Origin of the sequence: Bacteroides sp. MSK.20.12 (assembly GCF_019052435.1) — a bacterium.
Taxonomy (GTDB): Bacteria; Bacteroidota; Bacteroidia; order Bacteroidales; family Bacteroidaceae; genus Bacteroides; species Bacteroides xylanisolvens.
In genome coordinates this window covers 43,202-69,676 of sequence record NZ_JAHQVH010000020.1, presented here as the reverse complement: position 1 = coordinate 69,676, position 26,475 = coordinate 43,202, and the positions used below count along the sequence as shown (strand labels likewise).

The 26,475-nt window shown below is 41.7% G+C and carries 17 protein-coding genes and 1 pseudogene; 2 read left to right on the top strand and 16 right to left on the bottom strand.

Translation table 11 applies throughout. The features are described 5' to 3' along the window. Positions 1-26: 26 nt before the first annotated feature. From KTR06_RS12245 to KTR06_RS12205, 9 genes and pseudogenes are all read right to left on the bottom strand, one after another. Positions 27-1,094, bottom strand: a pseudogene (locus KTR06_RS12245) (glycoside hydrolase family 2 protein); the annotation flags it as partial. 52 nt (positions 1,095-1,146) lie between these two features. Beyond that, a complete protein-coding gene (locus tag KTR06_RS12240; RefSeq protein ID WP_009039568.1) occupies positions 1,147-2,586 on the bottom strand; it encodes a sulfatase in 1,440 nt (479 codons plus the stop codon). Positions 2,587-2,659: 73 nt separating this feature from the next. Continuing rightward, complete coding sequence (locus tag KTR06_RS12235) at positions 2,660-4,474, bottom strand: RagB/SusD family nutrient uptake outer membrane protein (protein ID WP_009039567.1); 1,815 nt, start codon at positions 4,472-4,474, stop codon at positions 2,660-2,662. Positions 4,475-4,502: 28 nt separating this feature from the next. Continuing rightward, positions 4,503-7,892 carry a TonB-dependent receptor gene (locus tag KTR06_RS12230; protein WP_032851196.1) on the bottom strand — a complete coding sequence of 1,130 codons (3,390 nt, stop codon included), beginning with the start codon at positions 7,890-7,892 and terminating at the stop codon, positions 4,503-4,505. 127 nt (positions 7,893-8,019) lie between these two features. Then, positions 8,020-9,048, bottom strand: a complete 1,029-nt coding sequence (locus tag KTR06_RS12225) for a FecR domain-containing protein (RefSeq protein WP_004295831.1) — start codon at positions 9,046-9,048, stop codon at positions 8,020-8,022. 77 nt (positions 9,049-9,125) lie between these two features. Then, complete coding sequence (locus tag KTR06_RS12220) at positions 9,126-9,713, bottom strand: RNA polymerase sigma-70 factor (RefSeq protein WP_004308903.1); 588 nt, start codon at positions 9,711-9,713, stop codon at positions 9,126-9,128. Positions 9,714-9,812: 99 nt separating this feature from the next. After that, positions 9,813-11,267: an AbgT family transporter gene (locus KTR06_RS12215; RefSeq protein WP_004325842.1), complete on the bottom strand. Its 1,455-nt coding sequence runs from the start codon at positions 11,265-11,267 to the stop codon at positions 9,813-9,815. Between the two features lie 29 nt (positions 11,268-11,296). Continuing rightward, positions 11,297-12,025, bottom strand: coding sequence for a DUF5932 domain-containing protein (locus KTR06_RS12210; protein WP_004317459.1), 729 nt, complete (start codon positions 12,023-12,025; stop codon positions 11,297-11,299). Positions 12,026-12,059: 34 nt separating this feature from the next. Beyond that, positions 12,060-16,376, bottom strand: coding sequence for a DUF5113 domain-containing protein (locus KTR06_RS12205; RefSeq protein ID WP_217290379.1), 4,317 nt, complete (start codon positions 16,374-16,376; stop codon positions 12,060-12,062). Between the two features lie 153 nt (positions 16,377-16,529). Between KTR06_RS12205 and KTR06_RS12200 the strand changes: the two genes are divergently transcribed. Further along, a complete protein-coding gene (locus tag KTR06_RS12200) occupies positions 16,530-17,468 on the top strand; it encodes a ribose-phosphate pyrophosphokinase (RefSeq protein ID WP_008022499.1) in 939 nt (312 codons plus the stop codon). Positions 17,469-17,608: 140 nt separating this feature from the next. On the opposite strand, the gene KTR06_RS12195 is transcribed toward KTR06_RS12200, so the two are convergent. The 5 genes from KTR06_RS12195 to KTR06_RS12175 form a co-directional block, all read right to left on the bottom strand. Further along, positions 17,609-18,778 (bottom strand): phosphatidylinositol-4-phosphate 5-kinase, encoded by a 1,170-nt coding sequence (locus KTR06_RS12195; RefSeq protein WP_008640042.1) that lies wholly within the window; start codon positions 18,776-18,778, stop codon positions 17,609-17,611. 85 nt (positions 18,779-18,863) lie between these two features. After that, positions 18,864-20,147: a pitrilysin family protein gene (locus KTR06_RS12190; RefSeq protein ID WP_049702726.1), complete on the bottom strand. Its 1,284-nt coding sequence runs from the start codon at positions 20,145-20,147 to the stop codon at positions 18,864-18,866. Between the two features lie 4 nt (positions 20,148-20,151). Then, positions 20,152-20,904, bottom strand: a complete 753-nt coding sequence (kdsB, locus tag KTR06_RS12185) for a 3-deoxy-manno-octulosonate cytidylyltransferase (protein WP_015531050.1) — start codon at positions 20,902-20,904, stop codon at positions 20,152-20,154. Next, a complete protein-coding gene (locus KTR06_RS12180) occupies positions 20,905-21,291 on the bottom strand; it encodes a 2-amino-4-hydroxy-6-hydroxymethyldihydropteridine diphosphokinase (RefSeq protein ID WP_008022508.1) in 387 nt (128 codons plus the stop codon). It abuts the gene before it with no gap. Positions 21,292-21,388: 97 nt separating this feature from the next. Then, positions 21,389-23,716 (bottom strand): transglycosylase domain-containing protein, encoded by a 2,328-nt coding sequence (locus KTR06_RS12175; RefSeq protein ID WP_049702725.1) that lies wholly within the window; start codon positions 23,714-23,716, stop codon positions 21,389-21,391. 228 nt (positions 23,717-23,944) lie between these two features. On the opposite strand from KTR06_RS12175, the gene KTR06_RS12170 reads away from it, so the two are divergent. Then, positions 23,945-25,693, top strand: coding sequence for an AAA family ATPase (locus KTR06_RS12170; protein ID WP_049702724.1), 1,749 nt, complete (start codon positions 23,945-23,947; stop codon positions 25,691-25,693). Positions 25,694-25,780: 87 nt separating this feature from the next. Here the strand turns inward: KTR06_RS12170 and KTR06_RS12165 are convergent, their stop codons facing one another. Together KTR06_RS12165 and KTR06_RS12160 are read right to left on the bottom strand one after the other, a co-directional pair. Further along, on the bottom strand, positions 25,781-25,873 hold the full coding sequence (locus KTR06_RS12165; RefSeq protein ID WP_151433315.1) for a smalltalk protein: 93 nt from the start codon (positions 25,871-25,873) through the stop codon (positions 25,781-25,783). 67 nt (positions 25,874-25,940) lie between these two features. Next, entirely contained in the window at positions 25,941-26,471 is a 531-nt protein-coding gene (locus tag KTR06_RS12160; RefSeq protein WP_008022512.1) for an HU family DNA-binding protein, read from the bottom strand. Positions 26,472-26,475: the final 4 nt, after the last annotated feature.

The window sequence follows — 26,475 nt, the reverse complement described above, 5'->3', positions numbered from 1 at the left end:
ATTTCCTGCAACTTACACTCTTTTCGTAACTTCGCCCATACAATAATACCATTTTTATCCATCAGATCATAAAAATAAGTAGCCTGCGGATAATGCGCCAAACGAACAGCATTCACTCCCATCTCCAACATCAATGCCACATCTTCCTCATGGTGTTGCGGGCGCAGCGCATTGCCCACCTCACTCCTATCCTGATGACGGCAAACGCCTTGAAGAGGCAAATGTTTTCCATTCAGGAAAAAACCTTTATCAGGGTCGATCCGGTAAAAACGAAGTCCCAACGGTTGTGTAACACGATCTACCATCTGACCATTCCGGAAAAGAGTCACTTCTGCCTGATAAAGGAAAGGATCCTGACGACCATTCCACAAATGAGGCTGATCGATTTCAAATGTAAGTTCCTGCTGCATTACTTCGTTTCCAGAAAGATTCACATTCTTTGTTCCTTCTTTCACCACCCTTTGACCATCTAACAGGCGTACGTTAAGCTCCACTTCCTGATTACCACTACTCCCGTTTGATAAATCAACAATAGCCCGTACCTTAGCATACCGATGGCTCACACTATCCTGTATCAGACGTACTCCGGGGGAAGCATAATCCAAAGGAGAAATACACGTCTCATCAGTAATCAACAAATGTACATCACGATAAATACCTCCGTAAAAATTAAAGTCACCGACCAGAGGCATAATATCCAACTGTTCACCATTATTCACCCGTACTAATATAGAGTTTTCTTTTCCATATTCCACCTTTCCTGTGATCTCAAAGATAAAAGCTCCATATCCCCCACGATGCTCACCTATATGACGACGATTTATAAACACATCTGCAATGTTATTCACTCCTTCGAAACGAATAAAAAGACGTTTTCCTTTCCATTCGGGACGAATAAATAAATTCTTCTCATAATTACCAATTCCCCGTTTATAGTCTATCTTACCGGACAAAGCATCCTGCGCATTCCAAGTATGAGGCAAATCAACTCTTACCTCTGTTCCCTTCTGTACCTGATGCGAAAACCGGAAATTCCAATCATTATTTAGCAAGATATCCTGTCGCTGGGCAAACATCGACATTCCGTAAAGCATGAGTAAAACAACCGATACCAAACGGCTGGACTGTAATAAAACTGTTTTCATATTATTTCTTTAATGATGACTTCTTTATTCTGATAAAAGAAGATAATGATTCAACCTTATTCTTATATTTTTTTTCATCGACCCGATTCTTGTTTTCCTTCCCGTCAATCCGATGGTCAAACAACATACTGGCTTTCTTCACGTCGCCTTTCATCCATTCCGCATAACTATAACGCCGGTCAACGGCATTATCTCCTCCTTCCCACTGAATATAGACTTCACCTTTCGTCTTAGCTTTCAGATTCTTGAAAACCCCGGCAAAGCTTTGCCCGCTTAGCTGTTCAGCGGGAACAGGCAGTTTACAAAGTTCACATAAAGTCGGGTACAAATCAACAAATTCCACCATCGATTTTGTTTTTCCTTTTTTCATTCCCGGCACACGGACAATCAACGGTACATGAGTAGAAGTATTCATCAGATTATGTTTACCTATAAAATCATGTTCTCCCAGATTCCAGCCATGATCTCCCAACAAAACCACAATTGTATTATCCGATAATCCCAGTTCATCCAATGCATCCAATACCTTGCCAATCTGTGCATCCACATAACTCAAACAAGCATAATATCCATGTTTTACCTCCCGCTGGAAGTCAATATCACTCGTATCCGCAACCCGTGCATACGCATATATCTCGCTCGAATTACGAACCTGCTCCGGCAATCCTTCAGGTCGGAAACGATTGGTAGCCAAAGGTATTTCCTCCCGTTTATATAAATCCCAATATTTCTTTGGGGCATTGAACGGCAAATGAGGTTTCCAGAAACCACAAGCCAAGAAGAAAGGTTTGCCAGCCTCCTTCATCCTTTTCAAGTCACGAATAGCTCGGTTTGCAAGTTTCCCATCATCATAGGCAGTATCAGGAACATCAGCAGATTCACAAAAAGGTCCCCTCATCGTTTTCGGATTAATCGTTTTTCCCGATTCCGAATTCATCCAAAGTTCCCATTTATTATATTCCGCCCAATATACATCATATCCATTCGGATGATTCCGGTAAGGAGGCTCACTCCACGAATCCGCATGATCGCTGATATGATGAAACACCTTGCCGTCCGAAATAGTATGATAACCATTCCGGGTGAACCATCCCGAAATAGGTATTGCTTCGGGACAATCTTTGCTGGCATAGGCGGAAAAACTAATAAAGCGATCGGGGTAATGAGGATATACACCCGTCAATAAACTAGCCCGGGATGCCCCACTCACAGGAATATTACAATACGCATTCTGAAACAAGACGCCACTTGCCGCCAAACGGTCCATATTAGGAGTTTTCACTACATCTACCCCGTAACACCCCAGTTCGGGGCGCATATCATCAGCCATTATAAAAAGCACATTCATTTGGGATGCATCCTGTTGTGCACGTAGTATAGATGAGATGCAGCAAGCTGTTCCACAAAAAAACGCATATTTTATTGATATTCTATTTTTCATTTTCTACCTTAAATTTTCAAGACCTGCAATATACTAAAATATTACAGGTCTTGTGCATCATTTCAATTTAAAATTACTTTGTCCATACCGGATTTTGTTCCAAATTCGTATTTAACGCCAATTGCTTCAAAGGCAACGGATACAGATAATAATGTTCCTGCCATCCAAGCGGGGTATCAAAGAAATAAACATATCCTTCATCAGCACCTGCACCACCCGTTACTTTCAAATTCTTGGCCGAAGCCCCTGTCACATAGGCACCCAGCGGTTGTTTGTTAACATAGTCTCCTTTCTTCCACCTGCGCAAATCATCCAAACGGAAACCTTCGCCCATCAATTCAACTCGTCTCTCTCTACGCACTTCCCACAAAAGAGCAGGAACGGAAGGATCACGCTTCGGATCAAAAGCATCATTAATATCATTCACCACCATTTTCGCCACATTAGCTCTTGCCCGAAGTTTGTTAATAGACTTATCCGCAGCAGCCTGGTCGAACTTGTTCAATTCGCACATCGCTTCGGCATAGTTTACCATCACCTCACCTATACGGAACAGCGGGGCATCTGTTGTATTCACCCCATTCGCGTTGGTAGCTACAGTATGTGTATTATAATATTTCCATACCCAGAAGCCCATTTGGGAAGCGTTCCAGCCCTGTCCCCAGTTCATATTCTTAAAGTGAGGTTGTCCTTGCACGGTGAATCCTTTAAAGTTGGAAGACGGCAAACGATGATAAGTTTCACCGGAAATCGTAGCCATTAAATCCATAAATTCCCTGTCCTGTGCATTATCCGTATATTTCCAATCAGCCGTACTGGGTCCGTTTTCTTTCTTCACCATATATGGAGGACAGATCGTCAAATACAACCGGTAATCACGATCACGGAATTGTCCATACATATTCTTATCACCCCCATAACGGCTAGTCGTCGTGCTAACCGGTCGTCCATCCGTACAAAGATAACTGTCTACCGCGTCTTTCGTTGCCTCAATATAAGATTCACCTGTACGCACCATACGGGTCAAACCATGCATTAACTGTCCGGTTTCATAAGCCTTATACAAAAGAATACCTGTCACCCCATCCAGTGTTTCCGAATTAAACAACTCATCATATTTAGGATGCACATTCGGATATTGCTTAATCACCTCTTCAGAAGCACGGGCACATTCTTCCAGATAAGTATCCGCTCCCGACAAACCATGATATTTTCTCCAAGTTCCTTCAAATAAAGCAAAACGGGAAATAAGAGCTTTCACCACATACATATTAATTGTATTTTTCCCATCCGCTTCGATATTACTGCCAATATGTGTTTCCGCATATTTCAAATTAGACAGAATATTGGAAGCCACCAAGTCACGACTATCACGTTTTCCATAAAGCTCGGGACTTTCCTCAGTCAAAGCATGCTCTACCCAAGGAATATCACCAAATTTAGAAAGCATCTGAAAGTATTTATAAGAACGGAAGAAATATCCCACACTTCTCCAATGCTCCCTCTCGGTTTCACTCATTTCCGAATGATCAATATTATCGAGCATCAGGTTAACACGACGGATATAATCATAATCCCAATCTTTAGACTCATCCGTAGCCTTTGCTTTGCGATATGCCCACTGACCTTCATATCCATCCAATCCTTTTATCATGTTATCCGATTCAAAATCACCACGGAAAATTTCATCCGTTTGCCCTGTATCATACGTATATCCGAAGAACACGTTATACAATCCCCATGTATACGTTTTAAAGTTGTCATAGGTAGTAAAGACCGATGCTTCTGTTTGCTGTCCTTTGGGATAAACCTCCAGAAATTCGTCATTTAGACAAGACGACATCAACAAACAAAGACTAACGCTTACACATAGTATATATTTATTCATAATAATTACTCTTTAAGTTGTGAAACAATCAGAATGAAAGGTTTATACCGAACGAATACTGTCTCATATACGGATAGGTAAAACCACGTTGTCCTAAATCATCCGTGACAGAACGTTCCGGATCAAGTCCCTTCGGCAAGTGGTCGAACGTATAAAGATTCTCACCACTGAAGAACACAGCCAAATTATTAACTCCAATCTTACTCATCCACTTAGACGGGAAATTATAAGAAAGCGTTATATTACGAATACTTAAATACGATCCATCCTGTAGATAACGAGTTTGTACACGTGTATTGGCATCTGTATTTCCGGCCGCTTTCTCATAAATACGGGGGAAATAACTATTCGTATTTTCCGGAGTCCAATAATTCAACTGTGAATCATAAACGGTAGTCCAAGCATCATAATGCGGATAAAACAGATCGTTCATCACCCACAAATCTCGTTTACCAACTCCTTGTAGCAAGAATGACAGAGAAAAACCGTTCCAACTTGCACTACCATGAATACCATACTGATAACGCCGGGTATTATTACCAATGATTTTACGGTCTCCCGGATCTTTCGTTGTACTGGTACCACTGTTGATAATATCATTACCATCCAAGTCCTTATATAATATATCTCCCGGATTCGGATTATAACCTTCCACTTTAGCAATACCCGGCTTCAGTTTGCCATCTGCATCGAAATCATCTACTGTGTACAAACGATCGGTCACATACCCCCAAATTTCACCCAGTTCCATTCCTACGCGATATGTTTCATTATCGTTCTTGTCCTTGCCAAACAGTCCTGTTTCGTTGTTGTATTTAGTAATCTTTGTTTTCGCATCGTAAAGATTAAAGCCTATGCTATATTTCACTTTTCCGATCTGATCGTTCCAGTCAACCGAGATTTCCCAACCTTTAGAACGAAGGTCAGCCGTGTTCTGTAAAGGGGCACTTGCACCTAATACACCCGGAAGTTCAGAGCCCGGAGCAAGCATACCCTTAGTATCTCTACGATACCAGTCGAACACCATATTCAATCTGTTATCCAATAGCCCAAGATCGAATCCGACATCAATTGTCGTTACTTTTTCCCAAGTAAAGCTATTGCTAACCAAAGCAGCTGGTTTCAAAGTAGTAACTTTAATACCGGAAACAGTCCAATAAGCCTGTTCCGCATCCATACCGGGAATATATGCGTAAGGAGTGATGCTCTGATTTCCAATATTACCCCAAGAACCACGCAATTTCAAGTTCGAAAGAACAGAGTTCAAAGGTTTCATAAACGCTTCCTCGCTGATACGCCATCCGGCGGAAACCGAAGGGAAGAAACCGAAACGGCTATTCTTCGGGAATTTGGAAGAACCGTCATAACGTCCGTTCGTTTCAAGCAAATACTTGCCGGCAAACGAATAGTTAATGCGATAGAATAACCCTCTTACCGTATAACGTTCAAATTTGTCTTTAGCAAAATAATCACCTGTCGACTGCGAAATAGATGGCAGATCTTCATTAATCATATTCATACGCGACATCTCAGCATAACGATAATCACTACTCTCCTGATTGAAACCTCCCATCACCGTTACATCATGTTTGCCCCATGAGTTGTTATAGTTAGCATAGAAGTTCAATGCATTATAATCCGTAATACCATTGGAATATTCATACTTGGAATTGGCAGTGGAAACCTCTTTCACAAAGTTACCTCCATGTGCATAATAGAACTTCTTCTCAAATTTCGTTTTCTCGTTACTTAGATGATTGAATGTATACTCACCAATCAACTTCACATTCTTCAAAGGACTGATCGTAACCTTTCCGAAAATACGAAGATTATTCTTTTGAATAGTTGTCGGATATGCCAGATCAATCAAGTTACGAGGAGTATTGATCGGTAATTCTTCGCCGTCAATATTCATTGTTCCAGTAGGAAAATAAGAAGGAAATGCGACTGCTGCTCCCCATATACCATATCCTCCGGAAGTTTCCGGCAGAGAGGAGTTAGAGTTCGTATATTTAATATCCAATTCCGGAGTAATCCATGAAAACACATCTGAACGGAGATAAGAAGACACATTGTAACGCTTGTACGTATCTTTATCCGAAGCCAGTACCCCATTTTCATTCACCATACCGAAGGAGAAACGATAAGAAATATCTTTCGTACCGCCACCTACCGAAATATTATGAGTTTGCTGGAAACCAGTCTCCATCATATCATCGAAAAGATCAGTTTCTGCCAAGCTATAACGCAGCCCGTCCACCATTGCATAACCATCCGGATATGCAGACGGATTAGCATTATATTCCTTCAAAAGTCCCAACCAGGTATCTACGTTCTGACCACTTTGATAATTGATTGTCCCCATGTCCTTATAAGCCTGTACCGTTTGGAGCGGAGTAGCCTTATGAGGCATATTGGCAGGTCTGCTAAAAGAGAAGTTATTTGAATAATTAATAGAGAGTTTAGTTGCATCCGAGCCTTTCTTTGTAGTAATCAAAATCACACCGAAAGCTGCCCGTGCTCCGTAAATAGCAGAAGATGCCGCATCCTTCAAAACAGTCACCGATTCAATATCGTTCGGATCGAGCATATTAATATCCATCTCCACGTTATCCACCAGCACCAGCGGTTTCCCATTCTTATCCAAACTGTTGACACCACGAATGTTGAAACTCATTTCTTCACCGGGTCTTCCTGAATTACCTGTAATCTGCAAGCCGGGCATTGCCCCTTTCAAAGCGTCACTCACAGACACCACCGGACGGTCACCTAAAACATCATCCATCTTCACACTGCTCACCGCACCTGTCAGGTTCGCTTTCTTTTGTACGCCGTAACCAACAACTACTACTTCGTCTATTAACCGAGTATCTTCTTTCAAAGTTACATTGAGAGGACGTTGATCTTTCACCACCACTTCCTGTGTGGCATAGCCGATATACGATATGGATAAACGGGCATTCGGAGTAACCATCAAAGAAAAATTGCCATCCATATCCGTAATGGTACCTTCCGTAGAATCGACCACTTTCACATTTGCCCCAATCACCCCTTCACCTGTAGGATCAGTGATTCTACCTTTTAAGACAAACGCTTTTTCCTGTTCTTTCTGCGGTGTCACTGCATGGAACATAATCACCCGGGGTCCGTTCACTTCATAACTGACGTCCGTACCGGCCAGCAATTGTCCCATCACATCATTAATAGTACCGTTATTTATATTCACAGAGACTTTCCTATTCAAATCAATGTCATTATTACGAATCAGGAAAGAGTAATTGCCTTGCTTCTTTATTACTTCAATGGCTTCTTTCAAAGTAATATTATCTACTTTCACACTGAATCGCTTACTTTGTTCCTGTGCCGATAGCTGGAAACCACCAGTCAAAACGTTTCCTACAGACAAAAGCAGAAGCATTAATAATATTCTTTTTACTATTAATCTCATATTTTTCACTATTAAAGGTTAACATAATATCTTTCTATACAACGCTGAACCGCCGATATATCTATCGACTAAGTTCCCAATCATACTTTACTTTTTCTTATTTTACCTCCTTTTTCTTGTCAGTTATAAAGATAGTGTCTCCACTAACTTTCCATGTATATTGCTTCTCAACGTTGATTTCTCCCAATATATCATTGATACTTTGATTACTATTGAAACATCCGGAAAAGCGTTCCGCTTTCAGACGTTCACTCTCTAAACTGATCTTCACCTGGAATTTGCGCTCCAGACGGTGTGCGATGTCGGCAAACGGAGCATCTTCAAATGTCAGGCCACCATCCAACCAGTCACAGGCAGAACTAGCATTTGATTTCATTTTCTCCATGCGGCCCGTATTCTTATCGTAAAAAGCCTGTTCGCTAGGGAATAGTTTCATTACCGAACCGGACAAAGTGGCTAAATTGACACGACCTTCCAACAAAGATACCATTACATAATTATCGTCATCATAAGCGCGTACATTAAAAACAGTCCCTACCACCTTTACCTGTACACCATTCGTATTTACAAAGAAAGGAATCTTCTCATTTTTCGCCACCTTGAAATATCCTTCGCCATCAAGCGTAACATCACGTTCACGAATACCGAACCCACGGCAATAACGTAACACAGAACCCGCATTCAATGAAACCTCTGTTCCATCCGGAAGCACAATATTCGTCCGCGAACCAGCTGGCACTTTAATTTCATAAGGAGAATCCGCATTCGTATATACTTCCGTAAGATTTTCAGTATAAGTGTACCAGAAGTAATTACAGCCCAACAACAAAATAATTGCAGCAGCTACCTTCAGCCACACAGGAACTATCTTCCGCGAACGGACAGGTTTCATCTCAGCAGCGGCTATTTTTTCTTTTATCTGTGATAAATTAGCATCCTCTACTTTGGCAAATGCAGGCACAGAAGAAACAGCCCATACTGCGGACATCTCCCGGAAAATTTTAGCTGCATCTTCATTGGAAGCCAGATAAGCGAACAGAGCTTCTTTCTCTTCTTCGGTGCAGTTACCGGACAGATAGTTGCTTATCCGGATTTCCAATTCTTCTATATGATAAGAGTCATTCATAAACGTACTTTTTCTATGGGTGTATATAACTAGATACGCAATAAAAAAAGAAACGTTTAAAAGAAAAGCGATTTTTTTTAGAGAAACATCAAAATAGCTATCATATAAGGAGTACCCAATGATTCGCGTAGCTTAGTCAATGCTATTTTCATCTGTACTCTTACAGTGGTCACATTAATATTCTGCTCCTCGGCAATTTCACTGTATGTCTTACCCTCATACAAACTTGCTTTAAATATGGCACGGCATTTGGCTGGCAATTCCTCCACCTTCTTCATGATGATGGTATTCATTTCGCTATGCTCCAATGCCTGCAAAGGATTATCGGAAGAAAGAATATGATTTTCGAGAAAAGCCCAGATTTCTTCCATCTGTTCCGTCATCTGTTTTTCGTTGAAGTAGGAAGAACGCAGATAACTAATACTTGCGTTTTGAATAGCACGCCGCAAGTACGGAAGAGCCGGGTGAGTGATATGGTGGCGATTCTGCCAAAAAGCGACAAAGACATCATTCACAATCTCCCCTGCCACCCTCTTGTCATGCACATAATAAACAGCTATCGCACACAAATAAAGGTAGTAGGTATGATAGATTTTATCAAATGCTTTTGTATTACCGTGATTTAACTGTTCAATTAGATTTTCAGAGATTTCTGGTAGATTCATTCGTTGTCTTTCTTTAAGGAACGGTGCAAATATAGCGATTAATTCAGAAAAACAAAATTCCAATCAGATAAACCGGAGCCCGGCAATCATTCCTTAACCCTACAATCCCATCGGTATTTTCAACAAATACCAAACGATAAACAGCAATGTCCAGACAACCAGGATGCCTAATGAATATCTCCAAGTATATTTCAGCAATGAACCATACGTAATCTGCTTATCATATTGCCGCATATAGGTAAGCACCAGAGGCATATAGAATAAGAAAGGAGTAATGGCATTCGTCGAACTATCTCCGATACGGAAAGCACATTGTGCTATATCCGGAGCAATTCCCATCTGTGCAAACATCGGGATAAAGATAAAAGACATAAAAGCCCATTTGGAGGTAGCAGATACCATAATCAGATTTATCAATGCCGTAAACAGAATAAACAGAACAAGAGCAGACAAAGGAGCCGGTTCAAACGAAGAAAGCAAGTCAGCCCCCATAATCGCCAGACATTTATCCAGATGGGAATATTCAAAACAGGCAAACATCTGCGCAGCGAAGAAAGCGATAACGAAATACACTCCAAGAAGCTTCATTGGCTGCGTAAGTCCTTCAATCACATCATTGTCAGTGCGATACCGTCCGGAACTGAATCCATAAGCCATTCCCGTAATACCTGCTCCCAAAGAAAGCAAAAACAAAATACCGGCAATAAAAGGCGAATGCATCAAACCACCATTCACACCCCGCAAAATTCCATAAGAAGAAAAAGTAAGCCACAAGATAAGAGCCACATAGATAGCTGCCACAACAATGGAAATCATAATGGCACGCCGCTCTTTACGAGACAGAGGATGGTAAGCCACCACCTTCATACTGCCTTCATACTTACCTAACGTAGGAAGAAGCCATTTTTGAGTAATCCAATACACAATAGCCGTAATGGCCACCGTTGAAGCACTCATAAAAAAGTAATTGCAAAGAGGTTCTGTATTCCCCTGATAACCCGTTTGTGCCAGTGCAGCCTCTTGCGTGGTATGCGCCAACAACGGGTCCATCGTACTCAATACAATATTAGCACTATACCCACACGCAACGGAAACATAAGCCGTAACAATCCCTGCAATCGGATGAAGCCCCACCCATTGAAACAGCATAGCAGCAATAGGCAATAAAATGATATATCCACCATCACCAATGGCATTCGACAACAAGCCAAGTACAATCACCCACAAGACGATCTTCCTCTTTTCCTGTCGGTTTCCCACCCCCATGCGGATACATGCATCAATAAAACCGGAATGTTGTGCCACTCCCAATCCAAACATAGCAATTATCACCATGCCTAACGGAGCAAAGCCCGTGAAATTCTTAATAGCGTTCCGCAACCACCAACGGATTCCTTCCGGGCTCAACAGGCTTTGTACACGAATGTCCTCACCTGTCTGCGGCAATGTCACTTTCAACCCATAGATATCACATATCCATGAAAGAAAGACCACTGCCATTGTCAGCAGAAGGAACATCGTAGCGGGATGGGGCATACGCCATTTATTCTTCATTACTTTCCAGAGGTATTACTTGCCATTACTTATTCTTCGTCAGGCTCCAGATTATCCAAATCGATAATACGCAATTCCAGTGCACGTACTGCCAATCGGGTAGCATTCACTCCCACCCGTTCTCCATTCGGGAAAAGGCGTCCGATAAGATCATTCTGTCGTTTCTCCAATGATTTTACGCCGAAAGGCATCCCTTTCAGATTGGCGATCATCTCCTTCGTATATCCTAATGCCAAATGGCGGAGAAAACGTTCGTCATATTCATCAATGTCATAACTGATGACCGCCTCCTGACGCTTGGCATCGTTGGCTACAGATTTCTTGAAACGATCTACAATCTTTTCCAAAATCGGATAGTTAAATACCAGCTTCTTTCCGTCCATCACAGCCTGCACATCTGTTTTCGTCAGTAGTTCTCCCGTTTTGAGGATAATTCCGTCGGCACCGGCATTCAATACATCCACCCACAACTTTTCATTCAGAATCTCACCTGTGAAGATCAGTACCCGGACTCCTTTGTAGCGTTTGAATATATTCCGGCAAATGTCAACACCAATGGTCGTAGAACCTCCCAGTCCTAAATCCAACAATACCAAATCGGGAAGCTGCGCCTCCATCAACGGCCAGAACTCACTTTCCGTCATTGCCGTACCGATCACTTCCGCATTCGGTATTTCATGACGGAATATTTCTTCTGTCCCTTTCAACTCCAGTTTTACATCCTCTACGATAATAACTTTAAACTTCTGTTCTTCCATGTTTCTTATCTAATAACTTTTATGTGTTCTCCTTTTATCGGCGCGGAATGGTGAAATAAACCGTAAATCCTCCGCCTTCAGCCGGTTCGGCATTGATACGACATCCTCTGCGTCCCGCAAATTCGTCATGGTCGCGGATTATCTGCTTGCATACCAGATATTCCGTTCCTCTCAACTCCCCTTTCTCACCGGAAGTCATACGTGCCAGATTCGGATAAAATAATTGATTCAATTCTTCCACACTCTTTTCACGTCTCGTATCCGTAAAGAGAAAACGAATATATTCATTATCCAGACGTGCTTGCAGACGTATCACCCCATCTTCACGCACAGTCAATGCTTCATCAATCAAATTTTCCAATAGAAAACGCAACTGGTTCACGTCTCCTATCACCTTCGCTTCCATCGATTCTATCTCCAGTTCTATCCTCTCCGAACGGTTCTTCATTGATTTCTTGAAGTATTTTCCGGCAGCGTCCAAAAGCTCCTGCACCGGAATCACAGTACGCCGGAAAGTGACTTCCTCCAATTGACGGGAAGCGCACGAACTCAAAATCGTAAAGATTCCCTTATAATATTCAATCAATTCCGTCATAGTCTCCACCGCTTCACGCTCCTCCGTTTCCGAAAGCTTCTGTGTATTCAACCGCCCTACAATCTGTTTGATTTTATTCGGATAATAGATCGTCTCATGTTTAATTGTCGACAAGCAGTTGTCAAGTACCATATTCTGTACATGCAACATACTGTCTTCCCAGGAAGCTCTGCGTGTTTCTTCATGCGCCGATTCAATATCCCGGTATTTAGTAGCCAGTTTCACCACTGCATTAAATACGACAATAGCCACATATCGCGCTACCAGTTCAAAAAGCAGCCGGTCTGTTTCCTGTTCTGTTCCCTCCCTGCGTTCCAGATAAAGCACACCGACACATTGATGTTCACCTCCTGCTTCCACCATCAGCGGAATTGCCAGAAGATGCTGTTCAGAAAGATATTCTCCGGAACTAAAACACTGCTCTACCATCTCCGGCATTTCCTGCCCGGGACGAGAAGCGTATTCCAGCCGATGTGTCGTTTCGTTATAAACGGCAATTCCCATCCGGTCAATTGTCAGTAGTTCATTCACCGAAGCGAATGCTTCATCCACAATACGTTGCGGGATTTCTTTAAGCGTACTTTCCTCCCGTTGGAGTGCCTCTGCATTTTCTTGTTCCTGCGGTCTGACCAAAGATGCCGCAAATACCTTTTGATTAATCTCAAGTACCTGTTCGAGATTCAAACGATTCTGCAAACGTTTTCTCATATACAGGAAATAGTATCCGACCAAAGAAACAATCAGTAGAACAAAACATAAAATAATTCCTACTGTCTTATTCGTATTCGACCGTTCCAACTGTCGGCAATATGCTTCAAGAGTCTGATCTTCTCCTTGCAACTTATACAAATCCGTAAATGCCGAATTATTGTAACTGTATGCATCCAACTGTTTCAAAGCCAAAAAAGCAACCGCCGCCTCATTCCTGATATCCAGAATCACATGATAATCCGAATCAAACAATTCGTTCCACCAACTGATTTCGGCAGGCGTTCCTTCACCCACCAGCTTCATATACCGATGCGGACGATCCGGACGCGCATATTTCTCATAATGCTCGTTCAACAAGAGTATAGCAGAATCTATATATTGCAAAGCAAATTCATAATTTTCATCCACATTAGCAAAATAGGCAGCATTCGCATAATCCGACGCTGCATCCAGTAAATCCTCATAGGCAGAATCCGTAACCACCACTATCGAATCGCCCTCCTGCAACATGGGAGGAATCGGATCATGCAGACAAGAGCTCACCCCAAACGGAAGCAACAGGCAAAGCAACAAGACTCCCATCGCTTTACGCACTCCCGAAGGCAAACGGAAATAGAAACGACTCCCCTTCCCCAATTCACTCTCTACATCAAAGACACATCCCCGGAACAATTCATTCGTTTTCTTATATTTCTCAATGATTCCCTTACAATTCATCAGTCCGAAACCACTGCCCTTATTTTCCTTCAGAACCTCCGGATCAGCTACATTCTTCATTCCGATGACACGAGAGTCATATACTTTCTCACCGATAATACGAGCCACATCTTCTTCGGAAATCCCCCTTCCGTTGTCTTCTACGGAAATCTCGACATACGCGTCCATAGTACGGGCACACACTTTGATTGTTCCTCCTTCCGGAGTATATTTTCGGGCGTTTTCCGCCAGCGTGTTAATCATAAACAAAGTCAATGCCCGGTCAGCCTTCACCATAACCGTAGTCGGTTCTATTTCCAACTTCTGATTTTTCATTTCAAAAGCACGTCTCCCTTTGCCTAACAGTTCAAAGAGTTCATTGAGATCGAACGTTTCAATATTCAGGCTAAGCGTCCCCTGCTTCATCTTAATCCAAAGAGCCAAAATATCATTGTATTCATTAATCGTAGTTACCAGCTCGTCAATGTATTGATACTTCTCTTTCTTTATCTTTTCATGATCGATATATCCTCGTTCCGTCAACTTATGCACCTCATTCAAGATACGGTCGATATAAGGATTTATCCCATTCACAATGGCCAGACAAGCCTTCTTAATCAGATTTTGGCGTTTATTTCCCGCGATATGTTGTTCGTAAACATATCGTTGCTTTTCCAATTGCATCCGCTCGTCACTCAACGCTTCTACCATCTGCTCATTGTCCGCAGCCCAAACGATATACGGTTCAAGCACGTGCACCAACGCTTTTTCATCACGGTTCAACCGATGCAAAGGAACCAGTGCCGCTTTTCCTTCCTCCGGAATTTCCAGTTGAAGACGCCCTTTTCCGAACAGTTGGTCGATGCCTTGTTGAATTAACGGAACATTCATTGGTATAGAAGAAGTGATGTCCCGGCAAAGAGCCAGTATCCGTTGCAGACGTTCCACATCTACTTGATTCCTTATTTTAGATCGCTTATTGAAAAACCACCAAAGAATAACCACCAGTACAAGTCCGGCAATAACCAAAGAAAGCACAAGCGTCATTTGTCGTGAATCGGATTCCAACGAAAGATAACGACTCTCCAACTCTTTATCCTGACGAGTATAATTCAGAATATCCAGATATATATTTCGGTTGTAATCAGAAGCATACTTCATTCCAAGCCCGGCATACGATACACTCAATTGTTCCCGAATCCTCGAAATCCATTCAGGCACCGTCCTTACGTCTTCCTCCATAATCCACGGTACTCCAGTATATGTCGTATCTCCTTCCGCATAAATACGCAACTTGTCCAACGTATCCACTGCATGATGATAATAAAGCATATGGTGTTGGTTCACACAATCCAACGCTTTTGTAAGCGTATCCAATGCTTCCGAATAACGTCCGTGCTCATTCATATACTTACCGATAGATACATACGCACCGGCAATCTGATACAAATCATTATACTCCCGGAATTTTTCAAGCGCAAGCTGTGCCATTCGCAAAGGTAAAAGCGAATCTACAGGAAAACCGAACTGATCCAGCGCATATCCCCTCCTTGTTCGGAAGAGTTCGAAGTTATTGGGAGAAACCATCAGATTAGCCAACCCTTGCAGACCATTTCCTTCGAAATAAGGATGATTAGTCTGAACCGCAGTCCTCCAGGTTATATATAGTTGGTCAAACTCACGCATTTTCCTATCCTCCGGCTTGGTGGCTTCCACCAATGAAGCCGATCCTTTGATATAATGATAATAAAGCAACTGATTCGTATCTGCCAATACTTCATCTTCCGGGATCTGATTGAGAGATGCGATGGCTTCCTGCCTTTGCTGAAGATAATAGTAATAAATAGAAGAAACAATGAAAAATTCGGTGAAAGCATAATCCAGTCGAAGTGCCTCGTGGCGGTCAGCAAACAAATCACTCTCTTCCCGAATACGTTTCATACGCCGGAGCGCACTGTTACGATAATCATAAAATTCTTTGTTCATAGCTGTCCGCTGACAAATCTTCATCAGTCCGATATCAGCAATCAACAGTTCAAGCTCATTTTTAGTCAGTTTATATACTTCCTTATGCAACGCTTCCGCCCGGTCAAAATCCATCGCCATAAAAGCACAGAATCCGAGATTATTAGATGCCTCCGCTTTCCCCGACTTATAAAAATTTACCTGTTGATAAGCTTCATTGGCATATTTATAGGAGGAATCCAAGCTTCGATAACGATAAGTATACGCTTTCCCGTTTAAAGAATCAATCAGGCGCACCTCTTTGGTCGGCACCATATCAGTGCACGAAAAAAAAGAGGTAAACAACACTATACCTATTATATATAAAGGAAAACGTGAACTCATTTTTGACTATTAACTGTTTTCAGAAAGCAAATCTACAAATATTTCCGATAAGTTGGAGAGAAAAATATTTTTTATACAATAAGTCCTTCTAAATAATAAGAGAAATTCCTACCTTTGCAGGCAAATTAACAAATAGGTAACATCTATTACAAAATGAGCGAAAAAGCACCCTTTATGGTATTCTCGGGAACGAACTCGAGATATCTTGCAGAAAAAATCTGCGCGAGCCTGGATTGTCCTCTGGGAAATATGAACATTACCCATTTTGCCGATGGCGAATTTGCGGTTTCATACGAGGAGTCAATTCGTGGCGCACATGTATTCCTGGTTCAATCCACTTTCCCTAACTCAGACAACTTAATGGAACTTCTCCTGATGATTGATGCTGCTAAACGTGCATCAGCAAAGAGCGTTGTAGCTGTAATCCCCTATTTCGGATGGGCTCGTCAGGATAGAAAAGACAAACCTCGTGTATCTATCGGGGCTAAGTTGGTAGCTGATCTGCTGTCTGTTGCAGGTATCGACCGACTGATTACGATGGATTTGCATGCTGACCAGATCCAGGGATTCTTCAATATCCCGGTAGATCACTTGTACGCATCAGCTGTATTCCTCCCTTACATCCAGTCATTGCAATTGGAAAATCTGGTTATTGCTACACCGGACGTAGGAGGTTCAAAACGTGCCAGCACTTTCTCCAAATACCTCGGCGTACCATTGGTACTCTGCAACAAATCACGTGAAAAAGCCAATGAAGTAGCATCTATGCAAATCATCGGTGACGTGGAAGGTAAAAACGTTGTCTTGATTGATGATATCGTAGACACAGCAGGAACAATCACCAAAGCAGCCAACATCATGTTGGAAGCCGGTGCCCAATCTGTACGCGCTATCGCCAGTCATTGCGTAATGTCTGATCCGGCTTCTTTCCGTGTGCAAGAGTCTGCCCTGACAGAAATGGTATTTACTGACAGCATCCCTTATGCTAAGAAATGCCCGAAAGTGAAACAGTTAAGCATTGCCGACATGTTTGCTGAAACAATCAAACGAGTAATGAATAACGAATCTATCAGTTCACAATATATCATTTAAATGAAGAATGATAAATGAAGAATGAAGAATAAGAAAGCCGGCTAATTTCAAGTTTAGCCGGCTTTCTTATTTGTCTCAACATACTAAGAATTTGAATTGGTGATAGTAAGCAACCAATTTTTCATTCATCATTCATCATTTTATTGGAGTCTTCCGAATTTATAGGTTCCTTTTTTAATCACTTTTCCATCTTTATCTGTTTCGACAAAAGGGCCATCCTTCTTTCCTTGTTTGAAAAAGCCATCGAAGCGATTACCATCTTTGTCGATTTGTACGCCTTGACCCTCTTCCAATCCATCAACGAACCCACCTTTATATTGCATACCAGCAACAGTTTTCAGAGTGCCTTGTCCATTGGGACGGTTATCTTTCCAGTCACCGTCATAAACATCGCCATTGCTCCATTTATAAACTCCTTTACCATCACGTTTATTATTTTTCCAGCTTCCTTCATACACAGCACCATTCGCCCAGGTAAAAGTACCTTTTCCGTCTTGCATGCCGTTCTTGAAATTACCTACATATTTATCACCGTTAGCATGGTAATAAACTCCTGGACCGGTTCGCTCACCTAAGAGATACGAGCCCTCATAACGGTCGCCCGTGTGAAAGTAATAAGTACCTTTTCCATGTTGAATATCATCCGCCCAGTCACCATCATATTTATCTCCATTGGTATATTCAAAGACCCCTTTTCCGTGACGAACATCATCCTTCCAGTCTCCATCGTATTTAGAGCCGTCATCCCAGTTCATGGTACCTTTACCGTTCTTCTTATCATTTTTCCAGTGACCGGTATATTTGGCACCGTTTGCCCAAGTATATGTACCTTCGCCTTCACGTTTATCATTCACCCAATGACCTACATACAAATCACCGTTATGATAATACATAGTTCCTTCACCATGCTGATAATCCTGATACCACATACCGTCGTAACGGTTGTTATTCATAAAATAATAGATACCTTTTCCGTGCTGCTGGTCCTGGAACCACTGTCCTTCGTACTTTTCTCCGTCAGGGAACATATAAATTCCATATCCTTCACGTTTCCCTTTCACATATTCACCTTCAAAGACATCACCGTTTTTAAAAACCGTTTTTCCTTTTCCGTTCGGTTTTCGCCCTTTCATTTCTCCCGTATAGACACTGCCATCCTTAAAAGTATAGTTGCCAATCTTTATTTCAGTGGAGAATGTATCTTTAATTTTTCCGAAAAATCCGCCTTTTTTTCCTTCATTTTCTTGTGCCATTACTCCCTCTTGTGCGAGGAGAGCCAATAAAAGTGTAGTATATAGATATTTCCTCATTGGTTTTAGTCGTTACTCATTTTAGAATTACAATTTGGACAAAGATACAATTTCTATCCCAAACAGCCCACTTTCGGAAAGCAATTTATGACAACTTTTTACCTGCAATGACCTCTTTTAATGTCTCTTTGCACAAATAGCGCTGTGCCAAATCTTGTATTTCTGCAGGAGTAACCTCGTTTACAGCCAGCAGAGAACGTGAAAAGTAGTCATCATCCAGACCGGAAGTAGCAATAAAGATCCATGCATCCGAAAGTGAGAAAGGAGACTCATAACTACGGCACATTTCGCCCAACATATAGTTGCGTACGATAGTCAGTTCTTCCATCGACACAGGTTCCTGATGCAGACGGTCAATTTCATGATATACTTCCTGTATCAACGGTTCCACATATTCATTATCCGTTTCTGTCGAGATAGCCAGCAATCCGCTATCCGGATAAAACATGATTCCTGCTGAAATGCCATAAGTATACCCCTTTTCTTCACGGATATTAGACATCAGACGACTGCCGAAATAGCCTCCGAATAAAGTCATCAATACCCGGAGTTTCAGATAATCAGGATGGTTACGAGTGATGGTTGTATATCCCATCTTTACAGCACTCTGCATGGCATCCTCACGTTCTATAAAAATTCTCTTTTCGGGAACGGCAGTAAAAGGAAAGCTTAATTTCGATGCCGGCTGTTGATGTTGACCAAAAGAAGTGCCGAATGTATCCGTCACCCGGCTGATAATATCCTCCGTCACCTTGCCGGACAAGAATATAGAGCAATTGCCCGAATGGTAATACCGTTCATAAAATTCACGAAGCACTTCCGGAGTGATGGCATGATAATCTTCCTCCACCACTATTTTACCACATGGATGCTGTTCGCCATAAAGCGACTTCAACAGACTGCGATGTGCCAGGAAATCAACTTTGGAAGTATTGACCAGATATTGTTGGATATTGGTATCGAGGATAGTATGCAATTCTTTCTCCGGGAAAAGCGGTTCTTTAATCATGGATTCTACCACCTCCAATGTTTTCGCCAAATACTTATTCAACGAATAAACAGTGATGTATGCATACTCCGACGAGCTGGACAGTTCGAGCCACGAACCGTAGTAATCCAGTTTCTCGGCAATGGTGGCAGCCGTATATTTTGTCGTACCTTCGCGCAACATCCGGTTTGTAAACAAGGCTTGCAGTTTCTGCGACTGCTGCCAACGGGCTCCAGCGAAAAGCACATCTATGCGTACTACTTCCTGTTCACCCGCATTAATAACAGTCAATGGAATACCATTTGGCAATGTCATTCGGACGGGAGGAAGTATACGAAAATTTTTCAGGGTTTGTATTTCAGGTTGTATTTTACGATCCATACGATTAGATTCTATTCTTCAAAAACTCTTCTGCCCGTTCCAAATCTTGCGGGGTATCGATTCCGATAGTTTCTACTTCACTAATGCCTACCTTTATCTTATATCCGTTCTCCAGCCAACGGAGCTGCTCCAAAGATTCAGCCAGTTCCAGAGAAGACTGCGGAAGCATGGTTATCTCCTTCAGCACATCTGTACGATAGGCATACAGTCCGATATGCTTGTAGTAGGTATGTCCCTTCAGCCAGTCCTGTTTCTCGGCATTACGCTGATAAGGAATAATGGATCGGCTAAAATAAAGCGCGTTCCAGTTCTTATTGACTACCACTTTCGGTGAATTTACGTTTTCCAGTACAGCAAACGGTTCATCTGCAGTAAAAGGTTTCACCAGCGTGGCAATCTGCGTGGTTACATCTTCGAAACAAGCCTTTACCGCATCCAATTGTGAAGGCTGAATAAAAGGTTCATCTCCTTGTATATTAACCACGACATCAAAGTCACCTCCAATCTTTGTACAAGCTTCATAACAGCGATCTGTACCGCTTTTGTGATGAACAGAAGTCATCACAACCTTACCTCCGAACGCCTTGACAGCAGCTTCAATACGCTCATCGTCCGTGGCTACATAAGCATCATCCAAAACGCCAGCCACTTGTTCATACACACGTTGTATAACAGTTTTTCCACCCAACATAGCCAACGGTTTTGCAGGAAAACGAGTGGATGCATAGCGGGCAGGTATAATTCCAAGAAATTTCATCTACTTAATAAATAATGAAGAATGGAAGGCAGATAATGACTGTTGTATATATCCCCTTTGCCAATCTTCCGGTTTTACTATTTTGTTATCATATAAAAGCATGTCAATGTCCAGACAAACTTTCTCCTCTTTTTTATCTTCCGGACGACGTCCGGACCTTTGCTCTATATCTTTCAGCATTTTCCTCACTACCTCTTCATCTTTATCGGAAAAGAACATAACCACTTGGTTGGAAAACAAGGCCGGATTCTTAAAAAATAAAGGTTCAGTTTCCAATTCGGGCGCAAAACATATAGAAGAGAACGATTCAGTCAGTTCCTGTCTGGCAAAAGTCAAATTCTCTTTCCTGTTGTAATTACTCCCTATGCAAACAATATACCTATGCATTAAAAAATAAGTATTTAAGTATTAAACATTAGATATTAGAGATATTACACCTACAGTTCAGTGCCCCAAACGCTACGGGTTAATACTTATTTCAGACTTAGTTAAAAAGATCGTCCAATCCCCCCTCTTCTATCACCTCTCCGTCCGGAGTTTCCGAACCGGCACACGGATCAAATCCTTCAGGGAGTTTAAATTTCTCCTGCTGGTCATATCCCAAAGTCGGGTCATCATACACTTTCTTCATATACAATGCCCAAATAGGCAAAGCAGCGGCAGCTCCCTGACCATAAGTCATTCTACCAAAGTGAATGTCACGTTCATCACCTCCTACCCAACAACCGGATACCAATGAAGGAGTGAATCCCATAAACCAGGCATCAGAGTTATCATTGGTCGTACCTGTTTTCCCACCCATATCGGCGGTAATTCCATAACGACGAACACGCCCACCTGTTCCTTCATTAATAACAGCGCGCAACATAACCAGCATTTTATATGCACTTGAAATACTTATCACCTCCTCCATTTGCGGTGCAAAGGTAGAAAGCACATTACCATCACTATCTTCAATGCGTGTAACAAACAATGGAGCTACACGAATTCCTTTATTGGCAAAAGCTGTATATGCACTTACCATCTCACCCACAGAAATTTCACAAGGTCCCAGACAAAGCGAAACCACCGGGTCGATTGCTTTATTACGAACCCCAAAACTATGGATCAAACGTACAAGATTATACGGATTCAGTTTGCCCATCAAATAAGCAGAAATCCAGTTATCAGAATTAGCCAATCCCCACTTCAGAGTCACCATTTCCCCATAACGTTTATTATTTGCATTACGAGGCGTCCAAGGAGTTCCGTTCTCATCAATCAACGTTTGCTCTACGTGGCGTGTCTGATCACAAGGAGAAAAGCCATTTTCCATTGCTAATGTATACAAATACGGTTTGATAGTAGATCCCACCTGACGACGTCCCACCATTGCCATATCATACTGGAAATATACATAATTCGGTCCGCCTACATAAGCCTTCACATGCCCGCTTACCGGATCCATCGACATGAATCCTGTTCGCAGGAAAGATTTGTAGTAACGGATGGAATCCATCGGTGTCATAATTGTATCTTTATCTCCCTTCCAGGAAAAGACAGTCATTTCTTCCGGGGTATCGAACGCTTTACGAATCTGCTGTTCCGAAGCTCCCGCCTCTTTCATAAGACGATAACGATCCGTCTGCTTCATAGCTTTTGTCAGCAACTCCTCCACTCGTTTTTCCGGCAGTGATCTTGCGTATGGAGCATTTTTGCTTCCCTCTTTTTCTTTGAAAAACACAGGTTGCAAATAATCACCTAAATGCTCTTTTACTGCATCCTCTGCATATTGCTGCATACGTGAATTGATCGTCGTATAAATCTTCAATCCATCTGTATAGATGTTATAATTCGTACCGTCTTTCTTTTTATTTTTTGCACACCAACCATACAACGGGTTAGTTTCCCACGCGATAGAATCTTCGTAGAATTTCTGCATTTGCCAACCACGATAATCACTTTTTACCGGTTTCGGTGCTGTCATCACACCACGGAGATATTCGCGGAAATAAGTAGCCAATCCCTCTTTGTGGTCAACGCGGTTATATTTTAGTTTCAACGGAAGAGCCTGCAAAGAATCACATTCTGCATCTGTGATATAACCAGCTTTACGCATCTGCTCAAGCACTACATTACGACGGCCACGGGAACGTTCGTTGAAACGGACCGGATTATAAAGTGAAGGATTCTTGCACATCCCTACCAACGTAGCTGCCTCTTCGATCTTCAAATCTTTCGGTTCGCATGCGAAGTATGTATGTGCAGCAGTTTTAATACCAACCGCATTATTCAGAAAATCAAACTTATTGAGATACATACTCAAGATTTCCTCTTTGGTGTAGTAACGTTCAAGCTTCACCGCAATCACCCATTCAATCGGTTTTTGGAAAAGACGTTGAAGCGTGTTTCTCGCCACATTTTCTGTAAACAACTGTTTGGCAAGCTGTTGCGACAAAGTACTACCTCCACCTGCATTTTTCTGAAACATCAAACCACGTTTCACAAACGCACGGAACAATGCTTTGGCATCAATTCCAGAATGTTTAACAAAACGGACATCTTCCGTCGCAATAAGAGCATTGATAATACTGGGAGACAAATCCTTGTAAGCTGTATATACCCGATTTTCCTTACTGTAAGACCACGTGCCAAGCACTTTTTCATCTTCAGAGAAAATCTCCGTTGCAAATTTATAACTCGGATTTTCAAGTTCCTCTACAGGAGGCATATAACCAATCCAACCCTTTGAGATAGAGACAAAGATGACAACAATAGCCAACACAATGACTGCCAGAAATATCCAAAGAGCCTTTATTATTTTTCGAATCATGTTTTTTCTTGCTTAAAATGACGCATTTAATTAAGGTACAAAGGTAGATAAAATCCGCTATTCAGCCAACGAGTTTGATTATAATTTCTATTTTGTTAAAATATGGAGCGGCACTCATAACAAATAGCACGAAACCAAAAAGAAAGAACGTTTGTTTGGGAAAGTAGCGGAAAGGAAGTATCTTTGTCTACACTTATTCAAAGTATATTCATATAAAAGGCATAAATTATGGAATATGTATTATCAGACAGGAAGTTGTTACCTTATGGTATGATGAACTTCGAGGACATCCGTTTGGACAATTATTATTACGTGGATAAAACCTCTTTCATCCCTTTGATAGAGCAGTCGGATCGTTTCTTCTTTTTTATCCGTCCGCGTCGATTCGGAAAAAGTCTGACCTTGAATATGCTTCAACATTATTATGACATACGTACCAAAGATAAGTTTGACGCTTTATTTGGCGACCTTTATATCGGAAAGCACCCTACGAAAGACCGTAATAGCTATCTAGTAATAAAATTAAATTTCTCAGGAATCAGTGGAGATTTACACAGCTACCGCAAAGGTCTGGACGAACATTGCAAAATCGTATTTGACTATTTCTGCGATGTTTATGCCGACTATTTACCCGAAGGAATCAAAGAAAAAATGAACGAAAAAGACGGGGCAGTCAGCCAATTCGAATATCTGTTTACGGAATGCGCTCGTGTAAATCAAAAGATTTATCTCTTCATTGATGAATATGACCATTTCACCAATACAATACTCTCTGATGTCGACAGCATGAACCGTTACACTGATGAGACACACAAAGAAGGTTATTTACGTGCCTTCTTCAATAAAATAAAATCCGGTACCGACTCCAGCATCAAACGTTGTTTCATCACAGGTGTCAGTCCCGTAACAATGGATGACTTGACCAGCGGCTTCAATATCGGCACTAATTACTCCCTTTCATCAGAATTCAATGAAATGATGGGATTCACAGAAAGTGAAGTTCGCGAAATGTTAACTTATTATTCTAATACAGGGCATTTCAACCATACCATCGATGAATTGATAGAAATTATGAAACCGTGGTATGATAATTACTGCTTTGCACAAGAATGTTATGGTCAAACCACTATGTACAATTCTAACATGGTGCTTTATTTCGTCAAAAACTACATCCGATACGGTGAAGTACCGAAGGACATGGTAGAAGACAACATCCGTATCGACTACGAGAAATTGCGTATGCTCATCCGCAAAGATAAAGAGTTTGCGCACGATGCTTCCATCATACAGACCTTAATAAGCCAAGGCTACATCACTGGAGAAGTGAAGAAAGGATTTCCAGCCGCCAGTATTATTGATCCAGACAACTTCATCAGCCTACTCTATTATTTTGGTATGCTTACTATTAATGGTACACATGAAGGAAAGTGCAAACTCACCATTCCTAATCAAGTAGTCCGCGAACAGCTTTACACCTATCTATTGAACACTTACAATGAAGCCAACTTAAGCTTCAGTAATTATGAAAAAAATGAATTATCCAGTTCACTCGCTTATCGAGGTACATGGAAAGCATATTTTGATTATATAGCCGATTGCCTGAAGAGTTATGCCTCCCAGCGTGACAAACAAAAGGGAGAATTTTTCGTGCATGGTTTCACATTAGCCATGACTGCACAAAACCGATTCTACCGTCCCATTTCGGAGGCAGACACACAAGAGGGATATGCCGACATCTTCCTATCTCCATTATTGGATATTTATCCCGACATGAAACACAGCTACATAATCGAGTTGAAATATGCCAAATACAAAGATTCAGAGAATCGTGTGGAAGAATTACGATTGGAAGGTATCGCCCAAACAAACCGTTATGCTGATACTGATACAGTGAAAAATGCAATTGGCACCACACAGTTGCATAAGATTGTAGTAGTGTATAAAGGAATGGAAATGAGAGTATGCGAGGAAGTATAATTCTCTAATTATATCTAAAACACAAACAGGCGGGATTTTTCCCGCCTGTTATTCATTCATAAATATACCTATTTATAAGATAATCAATTACAAGTTTGCTGCCTGTACACCGACCACTCCGGCAATTGCACCAGCAACAGCAATAATCACTTTCAAAATAATACTCCACGTTTTTTTCATAGACATTTTTCTTTTTTATTAAACACTAAATAAACACCCTAACCATCAATCATTAATTGACAATTCATTATGCGGCAGGATCCGGTGCTTCTCCGCTACCGCCACCTTCATTTCCTCCGCCTTCTTCTCCGCCATCATCCGGTTTTTCAGGATCATTAGGAGAAATTGTCATATTAAGCTTCTTCAGATATTCATCCAAGCTAATCAAATCCAACTTCTCATCTGCACGAGTAGCAGTCTTTGTAACGCGCAGCTCTTTATTCGCCTGAAAAAAGATACGAACGCTCTCTACACTTTTTGCATTTATATCCTTCGCCAGTTCGGCACCTTTCGAACGGGCAGTCAACATAAAGACGCCCAGACCTTCAATATTCACAGACTTACCTTCCAGCAGCTGCTCCTTCATCTTTTCCACAAAATTTTGGATCACACTCTTGATATCACCGACAGACAACGAAGAACGATCCTGCATTTTCTGTGCAATATATTTCAGGTTGACAGACTGACCTAAAGTGATCAGATGCGGATAATATCTCTTGGGAGAATTGGGAACACGCGGATCTGTTGGGCGCGTAATGACTTTGTAAATTACACTCATACTA